At 64.6% G+C, this 14,954-nt stretch carries 16 protein-coding genes; 15 read left to right on the top strand and 1 reads right to left on the bottom strand.

Features of this window, described 5'->3' with window-relative positions; genetic code table 11:
• Positions 1-205 precede the first annotated feature (205 nt).
• Entirely contained in the window at positions 206-874 is a 669-nt protein-coding gene (locus tag ASS64_RS04335; protein ID WP_067690506.1) for an OmpW family protein, read from the bottom strand.
• Between the two features lie 142 nt (positions 875-1,016).
• On the opposite strand from ASS64_RS04335, the gene ASS64_RS04330 reads away from it, so the two are divergent.
• The 15 genes from ASS64_RS04330 (at position 1,017) to ASS64_RS04260 (ending at position 14,859) form a co-directional block, all read left to right on the top strand.
• The gene (locus tag ASS64_RS04330; RefSeq protein WP_198147639.1) at positions 1,017-1,718 is read left to right on the top strand and encodes a helix-turn-helix domain-containing protein; all 702 of its coding nucleotides are present in this window, start codon (positions 1,017-1,019) and stop codon (positions 1,716-1,718) included.
• A gap of 80 nt (positions 1,719-1,798) precedes the next feature.
• Positions 1,799-3,475 (top strand): cytochrome-c oxidase, cbb3-type subunit I, encoded by a 1,677-nt coding sequence (ccoN, locus tag ASS64_RS04325; RefSeq protein WP_067690499.1) that lies wholly within the window; start codon positions 1,799-1,801, stop codon positions 3,473-3,475.
• A 12-nt stretch (positions 3,476-3,487) separates the two neighbouring features.
• Positions 3,488-4,252 (top strand): cytochrome-c oxidase, cbb3-type subunit II, encoded by a 765-nt coding sequence (gene ccoO / locus ASS64_RS04320; protein WP_067690497.1) that lies wholly within the window; start codon positions 3,488-3,490, stop codon positions 4,250-4,252.
• Positions 4,249-4,413, top strand: coding sequence for a CcoQ/FixQ family Cbb3-type cytochrome c oxidase assembly chaperone (locus tag ASS64_RS04315; protein ID WP_067690494.1), 165 nt, complete (start codon positions 4,249-4,251; stop codon positions 4,411-4,413). The genes ccoO and ASS64_RS04315 overlap by 4 nt, the downstream gene beginning before the upstream one ends.
• Positions 4,403-5,314 carry a cytochrome-c oxidase, cbb3-type subunit III gene (gene ccoP, locus ASS64_RS04310; protein WP_067690488.1) on the top strand — a complete coding sequence of 304 codons (912 nt, stop codon included), beginning with the start codon at positions 4,403-4,405 and terminating at the stop codon, positions 5,312-5,314. The genes ASS64_RS04315 and ccoP overlap by 11 nt, the downstream gene beginning before the upstream one ends.
• Positions 5,301-6,887, top strand: coding sequence for a cytochrome c oxidase accessory protein CcoG (ccoG, locus tag ASS64_RS04305; RefSeq protein ID WP_083508175.1), 1,587 nt, complete (start codon positions 5,301-5,303; stop codon positions 6,885-6,887). Before ccoP ends, ccoG begins: the two co-directional genes overlap by 14 nt.
• Positions 6,884-7,330 carry a FixH family protein gene (locus tag ASS64_RS04300; RefSeq protein ID WP_067690485.1) on the top strand — a complete coding sequence of 149 codons (447 nt, stop codon included), beginning with the start codon at positions 6,884-6,886 and terminating at the stop codon, positions 7,328-7,330. Before ccoG ends, ASS64_RS04300 begins: the two co-directional genes overlap by 4 nt.
• Positions 7,327-9,450, top strand: coding sequence for a heavy metal translocating P-type ATPase (locus tag ASS64_RS04295; protein WP_067690482.1), 2,124 nt, complete (start codon positions 7,327-7,329; stop codon positions 9,448-9,450). The genes ASS64_RS04300 and ASS64_RS04295 overlap by 4 nt, the downstream gene beginning before the upstream one ends.
• Positions 9,447-9,602: a cbb3-type cytochrome oxidase assembly protein CcoS gene (ccoS, locus tag ASS64_RS04290; RefSeq protein WP_067690474.1), complete on the top strand. Its 156-nt coding sequence runs from the start codon at positions 9,447-9,449 to the stop codon at positions 9,600-9,602. Before ASS64_RS04295 ends, ccoS begins: the two co-directional genes overlap by 4 nt.
• Positions 9,599-9,808, top strand: coding sequence for a hypothetical protein (locus tag ASS64_RS04285; protein WP_067690472.1), 210 nt, complete (start codon positions 9,599-9,601; stop codon positions 9,806-9,808). Before ccoS ends, ASS64_RS04285 begins: the two co-directional genes overlap by 4 nt.
• 31 nt (positions 9,809-9,839) lie before the next feature.
• Positions 9,840-11,153 carry an oxygen-independent coproporphyrinogen III oxidase gene (gene hemN, locus ASS64_RS04280; protein ID WP_198147640.1) on the top strand — a complete coding sequence of 438 codons (1,314 nt, stop codon included), beginning with the start codon at positions 9,840-9,842 and terminating at the stop codon, positions 11,151-11,153.
• Positions 11,154-11,237: 84 nt separating this feature from the next.
• Positions 11,238-12,452, top strand: a complete 1,215-nt coding sequence (locus tag ASS64_RS04275; protein WP_067690466.1) for a DUF819 domain-containing protein — start codon at positions 11,238-11,240, stop codon at positions 12,450-12,452.
• Between the two features lie 88 nt (positions 12,453-12,540).
• Complete coding sequence (locus ASS64_RS04270; RefSeq protein WP_067690463.1) at positions 12,541-14,037, top strand: CoA-acylating methylmalonate-semialdehyde dehydrogenase; 1,497 nt, start codon at positions 12,541-12,543, stop codon at positions 14,035-14,037.
• A 27-nt stretch (positions 14,038-14,064) separates the two neighbouring features.
• Positions 14,065-14,538: a hypothetical protein gene (locus ASS64_RS04265; protein ID WP_157075079.1), complete on the top strand. Its 474-nt coding sequence runs from the start codon at positions 14,065-14,067 to the stop codon at positions 14,536-14,538.
• Between the two features lie 12 nt (positions 14,539-14,550).
• Positions 14,551-14,859: an I78 family peptidase inhibitor gene (locus tag ASS64_RS04260; protein WP_067690450.1), complete on the top strand. Its 309-nt coding sequence runs from the start codon at positions 14,551-14,553 to the stop codon at positions 14,857-14,859.
• The last annotated feature ends 95 nt before the right edge of the window (positions 14,860-14,954 follow it).

Raw genomic sequence — 14,954 nt, 5'->3', positions numbered from 1 at the left:
TGAAGGGAATCGAACCCTCGTCGTCAGCTTGGGAAGCTGCTGCTCTACCATTGAGCTACACCCGCCTGCCGCGACGACGCCCTTGGATCGAAGACGACCTCAGGTCAATGGCCAGGGCATCGCGCGGTAACGAAACCCAAACCGAAAAGCGACCTCCGGCAAAGCGCGCCGGAGGTCGCTTTTCTATTAGAGTGCCTTGCGCCCTTCAGAATCGGTAGCTGACGCCCGCGCTCAGGACCCAGGGGTCGAGCTTGTGCTCGGTTTCGATGGCGAGCGTGTTGCCGGCGAACCAGCGCGCCGTGGTGTCGACGAAATAGCGCTTGGCATCGACGGTCAGGCCAAAGCCGTTTTCGCCAAGCGGGAGGTCGAGGCCGGCCTGCAGCACGAAGCCGAATTCGTCGGAAAAGGTGGTGCGCGTCACACCCAGCGGGATGGTGTCAGCGCCCGGTTCGACATCGACCCACCAGAAATAGGTCGCACCTGCGCCCACATAGGGCTTCGCGCCGCCGACATCGAAATGGTACTTCGCGGTGAAGGTCGCCGGGATCACCTTGGCGTCGGAAACCAGTTCCGCCCCGGGCAGGCCCGAAACCGCATCGACATCGTGCTGCGTCAGACAGCAGATCGTCTCGATCGAGACGTTCGGCGCGACGAAATATTCCACCGCCAATGTGGGCACGAAATTGTCGTTCGCCTCGGTCTGCGTGCCTGCCGGCAGGCCGACGATATCGGTCCTCAGCTCGGTAATCTCGCCATCGGGCGCGACAAGGGTGCCGAGCAGCTTGACCTGCAGCTTGCCGTCGTTGTCCTGCGCCTGTGCGGGGGTGGCGATCATTGCCGCACCGGCAAGAGCGCTCGCGAGCAACTTGTTCATTTCCTTGGTCCTCATGCGCTGCAGTGGTCGCCCCATGCGTCCCAGGATGGTTGCAGCGCTCGAAGCCCTTCTGGAGATCGAATTTTCCGCCTTCATTGATCTGCGTCAAAGAAATCCGCTTTGCGAAGCGCGACTAGAGGGCATGACGAATTTCCCCGAGGCCTTCGATCGGTTCGCACGCAAAATCCTGTCTGCGAACCTTTCCGACGCGGCACATCTCCGCTTTCAGTCGCTTGCCCGGCTGGTGGCGCTGGACAGGGACCGCGCCCTCGAATTCGAGGGCACCTCTTCGCAGCTCATCTTCGTCGGACACGGAGCAACCAAGCTGGTTGCCCATGCGTCGGAGGCGCGCGACCAGATCGTCGCCTTCCATTTCGTCGGCGACGTGTTCACGGTGCCCGAACAGGACAATTATTCCTATTCGGTCTGCGCCTTGCGCGATTGCGACCTGCTGACCTTCGGCGCGAACGAATTTCTCGACCTCGCGGCGAGCGAGGCACCGATCCTGCGCCACCTGCTCGACAACACCACCAGCTCGCTCAGGCGCTGCCGCGAGAAGACCATCGCGCTGGGGCGCAAGACCGCATCGGAAAGGGTAGCGGTGTTTCTCCTGGCGATGGGCGAACGCATCGGGGTGCGAAAGGGCGGATCGGTCCTGCTCGAACTGCCGATGTCTCGCCGCGACATCGCCGAAAGCCTCGGCCTGACCATCGAAACCGTCAGCCGCCAGCTCAGCCTCCTGCGCGAGGCGGGGGCGATCGCGACCACCGGCCGGTCGGGCATCGTGCTGCGCGATGTCGGGATGCTGAAGGCTCGCGCGGGGTACCTGCGTGATGCCGCATGATTTCTTTCGCCAAATTGATTCAGATCAATGCGGCTGCCGGGCCGGCAGCCTAGGCCGCGCTCAAACGGACGGAGACCCTTATGCACGCTGAAGCCGCGCTGGGCCGGATTGGCCTGTGGTTCATTATCATGCTCGCGGCGATCGGCGCGGCGGTTGCGGCCGCCGACGCAGGATTTGCCGCGCACGCCACGATAATCGCCGCACTCGCATTCGTGATGATCTGGATGAGCGCCTCGCGCTTCGATCCGCTGGGCAAGGCACAGGGCTTCTTCAAGATGCCCGACACGCCTTCGCGCTATGACGACGACGTGATCCGATGGGGCGTGATCGCGACGATGTTCTGGGGTCTTGCCGGACTGCTTGCGGGCGTGTTCATCGCGGCGCAGCTTGCTTTCCCGCAGCTCAATTTCGAGCCCTATCTCAATTTCGGCCGCGTTCGTCCGCTGCATACCAGCGCGGTGATCTTCGCCTTCGGCGGCAATGCCCTGCTCGCGACGAGTTTCTACGTCGTCCAGCGGACCTGCCGTACGCAGCTCGCCTTCCCCGGCCTCGCCCGTTTCGTCTTCTGGGGCTACCAGCTGTTCATCGTGCTGGCCGCGACCGGCTATCTGCTCGGTGTCACCCAGTCGAAGGAATATGCCGAGCCCGAATGGTACGTCGACCTGTGGCTGACGATCGTCTGGGTGGCCTATTTCATCGTCTTCGTCGGCACGCTGGCGAAGCGCAAGGAACCGCACATCTACGTCGCCAACTGGTTCTACCTCGCCTTTATCGTGACCGTGGCGATGCTGCACATCGTCAACAACCTCGCCATGCCGGTGAGCCTGCTGGGCGCCAAGAGCTATTCCGCCTTCGCCGGGGTGCAGGATGCACTGACCCAGTGGTGGTACGGCCACAACGCGGTCGGTTTCTTCCTGACCGCGGGCTTTTTGGCGATGATGTATTACTTCGTCCCCAAGCAGGCCGAACGCCCGGTCTATTCCTACCGCCTGTCGATCATCCACTTCTGGTCGCTGATCTTCCTCTACATCTGGGCAGGTCCGCACCATCTCCACTACACCGCGCTGCCCGACTGGGCGCAGACGCTGGGCATGGTCTTCTCGATCATGCTGTGGATGCCCAGCTGGGGCGGCATGATCAACGGGTTGATGACCCTCAACGGCGCGTGGGACAAGGTCCGCACCGATCCTATCATCCGCATGATGGTGATGGCGCTGGCCTTCTACGGCATGAGCACCTTCGAAGGGCCGATGCTGTCGATCAAGAGCGTCAACAGCCTGTCGCACTATACCGACTGGACCATCGGCCACGTCCATTCCGGTGCGCTGGGATGGAACGGGCTGATCACCTTCGCCTGCGTCTACTTCCTCGTGCCGCGCCTGTGGAAGCGCGAGCGGATGTATTCGCTGCGCATGATCAACTGGCACTTCTGGCTCGCGACGATCGGCATCGTCTTCTACGCCGCGAGCATGTGGGTTGCCGGCATCATGCAGGGGCTCATGTGGCGCGAATACGGACCCGACGACTATCTCGTCTGGTCGTTCGCGGACAGCGTGGCAGCCATGTTCCCGATGTACGTGATGCGCGCGATCGGGGGGATCATGTACCTCTCGGGAGCCCTCATCATGTCCTACAACATCTGGATGACCCTGGCAGGAAGGCTGCGTGAAGAGGCGCCGCTGCGCGATGCCGCCTACGACCCGCAGGCCGACCGCCCCATCGTCCAGCCCCGTCCCGAAACCGTTCCGGCCGAATAGGATCGCACGACCATGTCAGACCCCGTCGTCGAAGAAACCGTCAAGGGCCACAAGCGGCTCGAACGCAATATCACCCTGCTGGCCGTGGCGACCTTCGTGACGGTCGCCATCGGCGGACTCGTCCAGATAACGCCGCTGTTCTACCTCGAGAACACGATCGAAGAGGTTGAGGGTGTGCGGCCCTATACGCCGCTGGAGCAGGCGGGGCGCGACATCTACATTCGCGAAGGCTGTTATACCTGCCACAGCCAGATGGTCCGCCCATTCCGCGACGAGGTTGAGCGCTACGGCCACTACAGCCTCGCGGCCGAGAGCATGTACGACCACCCCTTCCAATGGGGCTCCAAGCGGACCGGGCCTGACCTAGCGCGCGTGGGCGGGCGCTATTCGGACGAATGGCACGTTCAGCACCTCGAGGACCCGCAAAGCGTCGTGCCCGAGAGCGTCATGCCGCAGTACGGGTTTCTCAAGGACACAGAGCTGGACATCGGCGATCCCAAGGCGACGCTCACCGCACTTCGCCGCGTCGGTGTGCCCTATAGCGACGAAGACCTCGAAAGGGCGCATGTCGACATGCTGGCGCAGGCCGATCCCGATGTCGATCCGGGCGACCTCGCCCAGCGTTATCCCAAGGCGCAGATCCGCGATTTCGACGGCGATCCAAACCGGCTGACCGAGATGGATGCGTTGATCGCCTACCTTCAGATGCTCGGCACGCTGGTCGATTTCGAAAGCGCGGCACCGCTCGAGGAACTGGCGGAGGAGAAGGGTCGATGAGCCTCTACGAAACCCTGCGCCATTTCGCCGACAGCTATGCGCTGGTGGCCATGCTGATCCTGTTCGTGGGGCTGTGTGCCTGGCCGTTCCGGCCCGGCGCCAAGAAGCGCAACCACCACGCCGCGACGATGATTTTCAAGGGACAAGACGATGGCGAATAAGCGCATCGACGAACCGACCGGCACCGAGACCGTCGGTCACGAATGGGACGGTATCGAGGAACTCAACACGCCGCTGCCGCGATGGTGGCTGTGGACCTTCTATCTGACGATCATTTTCTCGATCGGCTACGTGATCGCCTATCCGGCCTGGCCGATGATCGACCGGGCAACGGTGGGCGTCCTCGAATGGTCGAGCCGCGGCCAGCTGGCCAAGGAAATGAGTGCTGCCGACCAGGCGCGCGCCAGTGTGCGCGAACAGCTCGCGCGCGTGCCGATCGAACGCTTGCCCGAGGACAGCGCGCTGATGCAGCAGGCCGTTGCCGGCGGTGCGGCGGCGTTTCGCGTCAATTGCGTGCAATGCCACGGATCGGGCGCGGCGGGCAGTCAGGACCTGGGCTATCCCAACCTCAACGACGACGACTGGCTGTGGGGCGGCGACCTCAGGGCGATCGAATACACGCTGGTGCACGGCATTCGTGAAAGCGACCATCCGGAAACGCGGTTCAGCATCATGCCGCCCTATGAAGGTGTTTTCGATAGCGCGCAGCTCGATTCGCTCGTGGATCACGTCCTCTCGCTGAGCGGCAATGCAGAAACCAACGCTGTCGGAACACAGCTATATGCCGACAATTGCGCCGCCTGCCACGGACCGGCCGGCAGCGGCAATCGCGAGCTCGGCGCGCCGACGCTCAATGATGCGATCTGGCTGCGCGGCAGCAGCCGCGAGGCGATCAGGCGCCAGATCCTCCAGCCGCGCATGGGCATGATGCCCAAGTGGGAGGGACGGCTCGATCCGGTGACCATCAAGATGCTCGCCGCCTATGTCCATTCGCTCGGGGGAGGCGAAGACTTCATCGAGGTCGCCGAAGATCCCGAGGTAGAGGTCGATGAACAACCCTGACGAACGCAAACCCGGCGGCGACCGCGATTGGTCGGTCGTCGTCGAGGACGGGGTCGCGAAGACCAACGATCCCGTCTCGAGCGCGGTCGCCGAACCCGAGGCGACGACTCGCCGCCACGAGCCGCACGAACCGCCGCGCGAGCATTTGCCCGAACGGCTCTACGAAAGCCGCGCGGTCGTCCACAACAAGCGTATCGACGGGCCCTTTCGGCGTTTCAAATGGCTGGTCATGGTCGTCACGCTCGCGATCTATTACGTCACGCCGTGGATCCGCTGGGATCGCGGCCCTTACGCTCCCGACCAGGCGGTGCTGGTCGATCTCGCCAACCGCCGCTTCTACATGTTCGGCATCGAGATCTGGCCGCATGAATTCTATTACGTTGCGGGCCTGCTTATCATGGCGGGGATGGGCCTGTTCCTCGTCACCAGCGCGGTGGGACGCGCCTGGTGCGGTTATGCCTGCCCGCAGACGGTCTGGACCGACCTGTTCCAGCATATCGACCGCTTCGTCGATGGCGACCGCAACGCCCGCCACCGGCTCGACGCCGCGCCGTGGACCTGGGGCAAGGTGTTCCGCCGCGCTTCGAAGTGGACGATCTACCTGCTGATCGGACTTGCAACGGGCGGGGCGTGGATTCTCTATTTCGCCGATGCACCGACATTGTTTCGCGATTTCTTCGCCGGGACGGCCGATCCGATCGCCTATATCACGGTCGCTGTCCTGACGCTGACCACCGTTACGCTGGGCGGATTCATGCGCGAGCAGGTGTGCATCTACATGTGCCCCTGGCCGCGCATCCAGACCGCGATGATGGACGAACAGTCGTTGCTGGTGACCTACAAGGACTGGCGCGGCGAACCGCGTGGCAGCGTCAAAAAGGCGCAGAAAAACCCCGGCCAGTTCGGCGATTGCATCGATTGCCAGCAATGCGTGCAGGTCTGTCCCACCGGGATCGACATCCGCGAGGGGCCGCAGATCGGCTGCATCACCTGCGCACTATGCATCGATGCCTGCGACCGGGTGATGAAGGACATCGGCAGGCCGCGCGGCCTGATCGATTATGCGACGCTGGAGGATTGCGAGCGCGAAGCGGCTGGCGAGACCCCGAAATCGCCCTGGCGCACGCTGCTGCGCCCCCGGACGATCGCCTATTTCCTGATCTGGGCCGGGATCGGCGGGGCCATGCTGTTCGCGCTCGGCGTGCGCAGCCACACCGAATTGACCGTCGCGCCCGACCGCAACCCTCCCTTCATGCTGCTGAGCGACGGATCGGTGCGCAATGCTTACACACTCAAGCTGCGCAATATGGAAAGCCGCCCGCGCGAGATGGAAATCGCGGTCGAAGGCCTGCCCGGCGCGGTCATGTGGACCGAAACGATCAATCGCACCGCTGCGGCGTCCACGCAGACCGTTTCCGTTCCCGCCGACCTCGTCCGTCAGGTACGCGCCTATGTCGCAGTGCCCGCGGGCGTTACCTCGCAGGAATTCACCTTCCGCGTCACTTCGCTCGACGAGCAGCGCGAGAGCGATACCGTACAAACCCGCTTCGATGCTCCGGAGAGCGAACAATGAGACGTGAATTTACCGGCAAGGATATGGCCACGATCATGGTCGCAGGCTTTGGCATCGTGATCGCGGTCAATTTCTACATGGCCTCGCTCGCCATCGGCGGTTTCGGCGGGGTCGTGGTGGAGAATTCCTATGTCGCCAGCCAGAAGTTCAACGGTTGGCTCGAACAGGCGCGCGAGAGCGAGCGGCTCGGCTATTCGGCATCGCTCGAGCGGGATGCCGACGGGCGGCTCGCGGTGACGACCGACGGTGTCCCCGTCTCCGCGCTGCTCACCGCCAATCTCCGGCGTCCCCTCGGCACGCCGGAGGACATGAGCCTCCAGTTCGAACAGACAGGCGAAAACAGCTTCGTTTCGACCCGGGCGGTCCCGACGGGTCGCTGGATCGTGCGCCTTGCGATCGATGCAGGCGGCACGCCCTGGGTGGATGAAGTCCGGATCCGATGAACGCCCCGGTCCCTCTCGATACTTTCGATGCTGCGGTCCTGAAAGACACGCGTTTCACCGTTCCGGGAATGCGGTGCGCGGGCTGTATCGCCAAGATCGAGCGCGGGCTTGCGGACCTGCCGGGCGTCGTATCGGCGCGGGTGAATTTCTCGTCGAAACGCGTGGCGGTGCGCCACGACACCTCGCTCGGCGAACAGGCGCTGGTCGAGGCGATCGCGGCGATCGGGTTCGAGGCACAGGCCGTCGCCGACAACCCGCTGGCGCGCGACGACAAGGAAACGCGGACGTTGCTGCGCGCGCTGGCGGTTGCCGGCTTCGGCATGATGAACATCATGCTGCTTTCGGTCAGCGTGTGGTCGGGTGCGGGCGGCGTGACTCGCGACCTCTTCCACTGGCTGTCGGCGCTGATCGCAATTCCCGTGGTCGCCTATGCCGGGCGCCCTTTTTTCGCGAGCGCGGCTATGGCACTGCGCCACCGGCGGACCAACATGGACGTGCCGATCTCGATCGGCGTCCTGCTTGCCGTCGCACTGAGCATCTACGAAACCGCCACCGGCGGCGAGCATGCCTATTTCGACGGTGCGGTCATGCTGCTGTTCTTCCTACTCGCGGGCCGCGCGCTCGACGCGACGATGCGCGACAAGACCCGTGCCGGGATCGGTGCCCTGCTCTCGCGTATGGGCCGCAGCGCCACCGTGCTCGATGCGGACGGGACCAGCCGCACCGTGAGTGCCCAAGATTTGGAACCGGGAATGCTGATGCTGGTCCCGGCCGGAGAAGCGCTCGCGGCAGACGGCGTGGTCGAAGAGGGCGCATCCACGCTCGACAATTCGATGCTGACCGGGGAAAGCGCCGCGCAGGGCGTGGCAGCGGGCGAGACGGTCTATGCCGGGGCAATCAACCTCGGCAATCCGCTCAACGTCCGCGTCACTGCGGCTGCGTCGGACACCGCGCTGGCCGAAATCGCGCGGCTGATGGACGAGGCGGGCCAGTCGCGCAGCCAATACGTCCGGATCGCCGATCGCGCCTCGCGACTTTACGCTCCGGCGGTCCATTCGCTGGCGCTGCTCGCCTTCATCGGATGGATGCTGGCCGGCGCAGGCGTGTACCAATCGCTTGTCATCGCGATCGCCGTACTGATCATCACCTGCCCCTGCGCGATGGGGCTGGCGGTCCCCGCGGCACAGGTCGTCGCCTCTGGAGCGCTGGCCAAACGCGGGCTGCTGGTGAAGGACGGCAGCGCGCTCGAGCGGCTGGCCGAAGTCGATCTGGCGCTGTTCGACAAGACCGGCACGCTGACACTGGGCGAACCGGTGCCGCGGCTCGATCACCTTTCGCCCGACCAGGCCGGCGTGGCGCTCGCCCTGGCGCGGAACAGCCGTCACCCGCTCAGCCGGGGGATTTCCGGCGCGCTCGAGCGGCAGGGCGTCGTCGCGGCGCCGGTCGAGCACATTCGCGAGCAAGGCGGCCGCGGCGTGGTGGGCGTGCTCGGTGGCGTAGAAGTGGCACTCGAACGCCCCGAGAGCGAAACCGCAACCCTCTCGACCAGCCTTCGGATCGGCGATGCCGGCGTTATCATCGCCTTCGCCGACCCTGTCCGGAGCGATGCGCAGGAAGTCGTCAGGGTGCTGGCGCAGGACGGCATCGAGAGCCGGATCGTGTCGGGCGACCGGGCGGCCTCGGTCGAAGGCGTCGCCCGCGACCTCGACGTGGCATGGCAGGCGCAGTTGTTGCCGGACGACAAGCTTGCCCTGCTGGAAGGTCTCAAATCCGCGGGCCATCGTCCGCTGATGATCGGCGACGGGATCAACGACGGCCCCGCCCTTGCCGCCGCGCACGCCTCGATCGCTCCCGGCAGCGCGAGCGACGTCAGCCAGCAGGCCGCCGATGCGGTGTTTCTGGGCAAGGCCCTGATGCCGGTTTCGCTGGCGGTGGGTGTCGCCCGCAGGACGATGCGGATCGTGCGCCAGAATTTCGCTTTCGCGATCCTCTACAACGTCGTCGCGCTGCCGATCGCGCTGGCGGGGATGGTCACGCCGTTGATCGCGGCACTGGCCATGTCGCTGAGCTCGCTGGTGGTCGTCGGGAATTCCTTGCGCCTGGCAAGGGCCGCGCAATGAGCGGGCTTGCCTTTCTGATCCCCATCGCGCTCGGCATGGGCCTGCTCGGTCTGGCGGGGTTCTTCTGGGCCATGCGCAAGGGCCAGTTCGAGGACCTCGACGGCGCCGCCCAGCGTATCCTTATCGATGACGAGGAGGAGGACGAGCAGTGACCAATTCGCTTCTCCTCGGCCTTGCCGCTCTCCTGCCCCTCGCGGTGGGTCCGCCGCCCGCGCGGGCGCAGAGCATTACTGCGCAGATTTGCGGTGGCGGGACGATCGATATCCCGATCGAACGCGACCAGCAGCCGCAGGCACCGTGCACCACCAAAGGGTGTCATGCCGGTTCGTGCCGCAAGAAATTTGATCTCGCTCAATGACGGCCTGATGCGTCCTGCGCACAAGGCGCGCATGTGGACCTATTACCCAGACCTGCTCGCCAAGCCCGTGCCCCGTTACACGAGCTATCCCACCGCCGCCGAATTCGATGAGATACCGGCCGAAATCTACCCATCGGCGCTGCGGCAGGTGCGGGGGGAAATCTCGCTCTACGTGCACATCCCGTTCTGCGAGAAGATCTGCTTCTACTGCGGTTGCAACACCGGCAAGTCGAACCGGCGCCAGCGGCTCGAATCCTATCTCGCGGCCCTGCACCGCGAGATCGAGACCGTCGCACGCGAGCTGCCCGACGATGTGCGTATCGGCCGGATCGCCTTCGGCGGGGGCAGCCCCAATGCGATCACGCCCGACGATTTCCGCGCGCTTTTCGCCGCGCTCGCCGGGCATTTCACGCTGGACGAACCCACGCTGTCGATCGAACTCGATCCGCGCACGATGACGGCCGACTGGGCAAGGGTCATCGGCGAACTGAGCATAACGCGAGCGAGCCTGGGCGTGCAGACATTCGCCGATCATTGCCAGGAGGCCATCGGGCGCGTGCAGCCGGAAGACTGCATCGTCGAGACGGTCGACTGGCTGCGCGATGCGGGCGTCACATCGCTCAATTTCGATCTGATGTATGGTCTGCCCGGTCAGTCGATGCATGATCTGGAAGACACGCTGCAGCGTACCCGCGTGCTCGGCGCGGATCGGATCGCGTTGTTCGGCTATGCGCATGTTCCGCACATCGTCCCGCGCCAGCGCGCGATCGATGCGAGCAATCTGCCCGACCAGGCCGAACGCTTTGCCATGGCCGAGATGGGCTATGCCTATTTCGCAACGCATGGCTACACACCCATCGGGTTCGACCATTTCGCCAGGCCCGGCGGCGATCCGCTCGCCCGCGCCGCCTTCGACGGCACGTTGAAGCGTAATTTCCAGGGCTTTACCGACGACCAGAGCGAGGTGCTGATCGGGCTCGGCGCGTCCTCGATCGGCAGTTTCCCGAGCTTGCTCGCGCAGAACGAGAAGAACAGCGGTCGCTATCGCATGCTCTCCTCCCAAGGTTTGCTGTCCGCGAGCAGAGGCGTGGTCCGCAGCGCCGATGACCGCTATCGCGCAGCGGTGATCGAACAATTGCTGTGCCAGGGCCGCGCGCGGCTCGGCGCCTGTCTGATGCGCGAAGCCCATGGCCGGCTGCAGCCCTTCTTCGAACGCGGGCTGGCCACGATCGACCGGCAGTGGCTGGAAATCCTTCCCGAAGGCTTGCCCTACGCGCGTTCGATCGCCGCAATCTTCGACGCCTATCGCCCCGTCTCGACGCGCCTCTTCAGCTCCGCCGTGTAAGACCGCGCAGCGGCAATTGGCATTCGTCCATTACCGCGCTAGGCCGCGCGCAGAACGGAAACGACGGGCGGGGCCGCGGGGCGCATGATCAGCGACGACAGAATTGTTCTCGGGCTGCTGGCCCTCGTGCTCGGCTTCGTCTTCGCGACGCGCGACCGGCCCGGCTGGCAGCGCTTCTACGTGTTCGTGCCGATCATCCTCGTCTGCTACCTCGTGCCCAGCCTCATGACGACCTTCGGGCTGATCGACGTGTCCGAAAGCAATCTGTGGCCGGTGGCGAAGGACTATTTCCTACCCGCCGCACTGTTCCTGATGACGCTTTCGATCGACATCAAGGGCATCCTCGGCCTCGGCAACAAGGCGATCATCATGTTCCTGACCGCCACGGTGGGGATCGTGATCGGCGGTCCGCTGGCGCTGTGGATCGTCGCCCAGTTCGAACCCTCGATCATCGGATCGGGCGAAACCGCCGCATGGCGCGGCCTGGCGACCCTTGCCGGGAGCTGGATCGGCGGCGGCGCGAACCAGACCGCCATGCTCGAAGTCTATGGCTACCCGCTCGAAGGCTTTGCCGCGCTGCTCGCGGTCGACATAATCGTCGCCGAGATCTGGATGATCTTCCTGCTGTATGGCGCGGGCGCGCATGAGCGGGTCGACAAGTGGCTGGGCGCGGACAGTTCCTCGATCGCGAGGCTGCGCGATACGATGGCGAATTATACCGAAAGCATCGAACGCGTCGCCAAGGCCAACGACTACGTGCTGCTGTTTGGCGCGACTTTCGCCATCGTCGGCATGTCGCACTTGCTCGGCGGCTGGTTGGGCGGTTTCTTCGCCGCAATGCAAGGCGAGGAAGCGACGCTGGCGAGCGAGTTCTTCTGGGTCGTCGTGATCTCGACCACCGCCGGCCTCGCCGCCAGCTTCACCAGGGCGCGCGAGTTGGAAGGAATCGGCGCGAGCAAGTTCGGCGTATTGTTCATCTTCCTGCTGGTCGCGGTGATCGGCACCAGGATGGATGTGACCAAGATCGCCGATGCCCCCGCCTTCATGGCGATCGGCTTCATCTGGATGCTGTTCCACGTGATCCTGCTGCTGGTGGTAGCCAAGATCATCAAGGCACCGTTCTTCTTCGTCGCCGTGGGCAGCAAGGCCAATGTCGGCGGGGCGGCTTCGGCCCCGGTCGTCGCAGCGGCCTTCCACCCTGCGCTGGCGCCGGTGGGCGTGCTGCTGGCAGTGCTCGGCTATGCGCTGGGCACCTATGGCGCGATCCTGTGCGCGCAATGGATGGCCGCCATCGGCTAGCCGCGGATGTTGGCGATTTTGCCCGAACGCGGTTGATTTCGGACCTCTCGCGGCTATGGGCCGTTAGCAAGAAAAGAGAGGATCTATCATGCGTCAGGTTGACCATTTCATCGTCGGCGGTGGCGGCGGCTCCGCTGCCCGCACCCACCAGATCTGGAACCCGTCCACGGGCGAGGTGCAGGCTGAAGTCCCGCTGGGCGATGCGGCATTGCTGCAAAAGGCAGTCGATGCGGCGAAGAAGGTCCAGCCCGCATGGGCCGCGACCAATCCGCAGAAACGCGCGCGGGTGATGTTCGAGTTCAAGCGGCTGGTCGAAGCCAACAAGCAGGAGCTCGCCGAACTGCTCGCCAGCGAACACGGCAAGGTGGTCGACGACGCGCATGGCGACGTGCAGCGCGGCCTCGAGGTGATCGAATTCGCCTGTGGCATCCCGCAGGCGCTGAAGGGCGAATATACGCAAGGGGCAGGTCCGGGCATCGATGTCTATTCGATGCGTCAGCCGCTCGGCATCGGGGCGGGTATCACCCCGTTCAACTTCCCCGCGATGATCCCGATGTGGATGTTCGGCATGGCGATCGCGGTCGGTAATGCCTTCATCCTCAAGCCGTCCGAGCGCGATCCCAGCGTGCCCGTCCGCCTCGCCGAACTGTTCGTCGAAGCGGGCGCACCCGAGGGGCTTCTGCAGGTCGTCCACGGCGACAAGGAAATGGTCGACGCCATCCTCGACCATGAGGATATCGCTGCGGTCAGCTTCGTCGGCTCCTCCGACATCGCGCATTACGTCTACAAGCGCGGTGTCGCTGCCGGAAAGCGCGTCCAGGCGATGGGCGGCGCGAAGAACCACGGCATCGTCATGCCCGACGCGGATCTCGACCAGGTGGTCAACGATCTCGCGGGCGCAGCCTTCGGTTCGGCGGGCGAGCGCTGCATGGCGCTCCCGGTCGTGGTCCCGGTCGGCCACGATACCGCCGACAAGCTGCGCGAGAAACTGATCCCGGCGATCAATGGCCTGCGCGTCGGCGTCTCGAACGATCCCGATGCGCATTACGGCCCGGTCGTCACGCCCGAGCACAAGGCGCGCGTCGAAGGCTGGATCGACACGGCAGAGAAGGAAGGCGCCGAAGTCGTGATCGACGGCCGCGGATTCAGCCTGCAGGGACATGAGGATGGCTTCTTCGTCGGCCCGACGCTGCTCGACCGCGTCACCACCGACATGGAAAGCTACCAGGAAGAAATCTTCGGTCCCGTCCTGCAGATCGTACGCGCCAAGGACTTCGAGGAGGCCGTGCGCCTGCCGAGCGAGCACCAGTATGGCAATGGCGTTGCGATCTTCACCCGCAACGGCCACGCCGCGCGTGAATTCGCGCACCGCGTGAATGTCGGCATGGTCGGTATCAACGTACCGATCCCCGTGCCGGTGAGCTACCACAGCTTCGGCGGCTGGAAGCGCTCGGGCTTTGGCGACACCGACCAGTACGGCATGGAAGGCCTCAAATTCTGGACCAAGGCAAAGAAGGTCACCCAGCGCTGGCCCGACGGGGGCGGCGACGGCTCGAACGCCTTCGTCATCCCGACGATGGGATAGGGAATGAGCTGGGTGCGTTGGGGAGATATGACCATACGCCCGTTTCTTCCCGCCGCCCTGCCCGCCGCTCTGCTGCTCGCCGCCTGTTCGGGCAGCGACGATCCGGCGGGCGAGCCCGAAACCGTCGAAACCATGATGCCGGTCGAACCCGATGGCGGGATCGGCGACGGCGCCGGGCCACCCGCGCCGGTGACCTCGGATATCGTCCCGGCGGATTATCTCGGTGCCTGGGACTACGTCGAAGGCACCTGCGATCCGGCATCGGACCTGCGGGTCGAAATCGGGCCGCGTTCGATGCAGTTCTACGAATCCTACGGCGAGATCACGCGTATCGTGGTCGAAAGCCCGCAGGATATCGTCGTTTCGCTGGCGATGGAGGGTGAAGGCGAGCAGTGGCAGATGGAGCGCAGGTTCACCCTCTCTGACGATGGAAAAACCCTCACCCCTTCGGCCGTGGATGACGAGCCGTTCGAGCCAATGCCGCTGACAAAATGCGAATAGGGAGATAGTGCCATGCGTATTCCGATTCTCACCAGTCTCGCGCTGCCGCTGGCCGCTTGCGCAGGCAATGCCGAGCCCGCCGAAACACCGGCCGACCGGATGCGCCAACTGACGGGCGGCATGTGCGATGCGGATGCGGTGCAGAACTATCTGGGCCGCCAGGCAAATGACGAAATCGGCGAGGAGATCGTCGAAAAGAGCGGCGCGACCATTTTGCGCTGGGGCCCGCCCTATTCGAACTGGACGATGGATTACCGCAGCAACCGGGTCAACGTGCGCTACGACGCGGCGATGACCATTACCGAGATTACCTGCGGGTGACGCGCCGCCGTGCTTTCACCGGCTCTCCTTACGAGACGCAGTTCGGTTTCGCCCGGGCCGTGCGCGAGGGCAACCGCATCGTGGTCGCCGGCACA

This window comes from Erythrobacter sp. AP23, assembly GCF_001542855.1.
Classification (GTDB): Bacteria; Pseudomonadota; Alphaproteobacteria; order Sphingomonadales; family Sphingomonadaceae; genus Qipengyuania.
The sequence above is the reverse complement of the archived record's forward strand: the minus strand, read 5'-3'. Positions and strand labels throughout refer to the sequence as shown.

Excerpts from the sequence above, each read along its gene's own strand:
- ASS64_RS04335 (WP_067690506.1), bottom strand. The coding sequence starts at position 874 with ATGAACAAGTTGCTCGCGAGCGCTCTTGCCGGTGCGGCAATGATCGCC.
- ASS64_RS04330 (WP_198147639.1), top strand. The coding sequence starts at position 1,017 with ATGACGAATTTCCCCGAGGCCTTCGATCGGTTCGCACGCAAAATCCTG.
- ccoN (WP_067690499.1), top strand. The coding sequence starts at position 1,799 with ATGCACGCTGAAGCCGCGCTGGGCCGGATTGGCCTGTGGTTCATTATC.
- ccoO (WP_067690497.1), top strand. The coding sequence starts at position 3,488 with ATGTCAGACCCCGTCGTCGAAGAAACCGTCAAGGGCCACAAGCGGCTC.
- ASS64_RS04315 (WP_067690494.1), top strand. The coding sequence starts at position 4,249 with ATGAGCCTCTACGAAACCCTGCGCCATTTCGCCGACAGCTATGCGCTG.
- ccoP (WP_067690488.1), top strand. The coding sequence starts at position 4,403 with ATGGCGAATAAGCGCATCGACGAACCGACCGGCACCGAGACCGTCGGT.
- ccoG (WP_083508175.1), top strand. The coding sequence starts at position 5,301 with ATGAACAACCCTGACGAACGCAAACCCGGCGGCGACCGCGATTGGTCG.
- ASS64_RS04300 (WP_067690485.1), top strand. The coding sequence starts at position 6,884 with ATGAGACGTGAATTTACCGGCAAGGATATGGCCACGATCATGGTCGCA.
- ASS64_RS04295 (WP_067690482.1), top strand. The coding sequence starts at position 7,327 with ATGAACGCCCCGGTCCCTCTCGATACTTTCGATGCTGCGGTCCTGAAA.
- ccoS (WP_067690474.1), top strand. The coding sequence starts at position 9,447 with ATGAGCGGGCTTGCCTTTCTGATCCCCATCGCGCTCGGCATGGGCCTG.
- hemN (WP_198147640.1), top strand. The coding sequence starts at position 9,840 with ATGTGGACCTATTACCCAGACCTGCTCGCCAAGCCCGTGCCCCGTTAC.
- ASS64_RS04275 (WP_067690466.1), top strand. The coding sequence starts at position 11,238 with ATGATCAGCGACGACAGAATTGTTCTCGGGCTGCTGGCCCTCGTGCTC.
- ASS64_RS04270 (WP_067690463.1), top strand. The coding sequence starts at position 12,541 with ATGCGTCAGGTTGACCATTTCATCGTCGGCGGTGGCGGCGGCTCCGCT.
- ASS64_RS04265 (WP_157075079.1), top strand. The coding sequence starts at position 14,065 with ATGACCATACGCCCGTTTCTTCCCGCCGCCCTGCCCGCCGCTCTGCTG.
- ASS64_RS04260 (WP_067690450.1), top strand. The coding sequence starts at position 14,551 with ATGCGTATTCCGATTCTCACCAGTCTCGCGCTGCCGCTGGCCGCTTGC.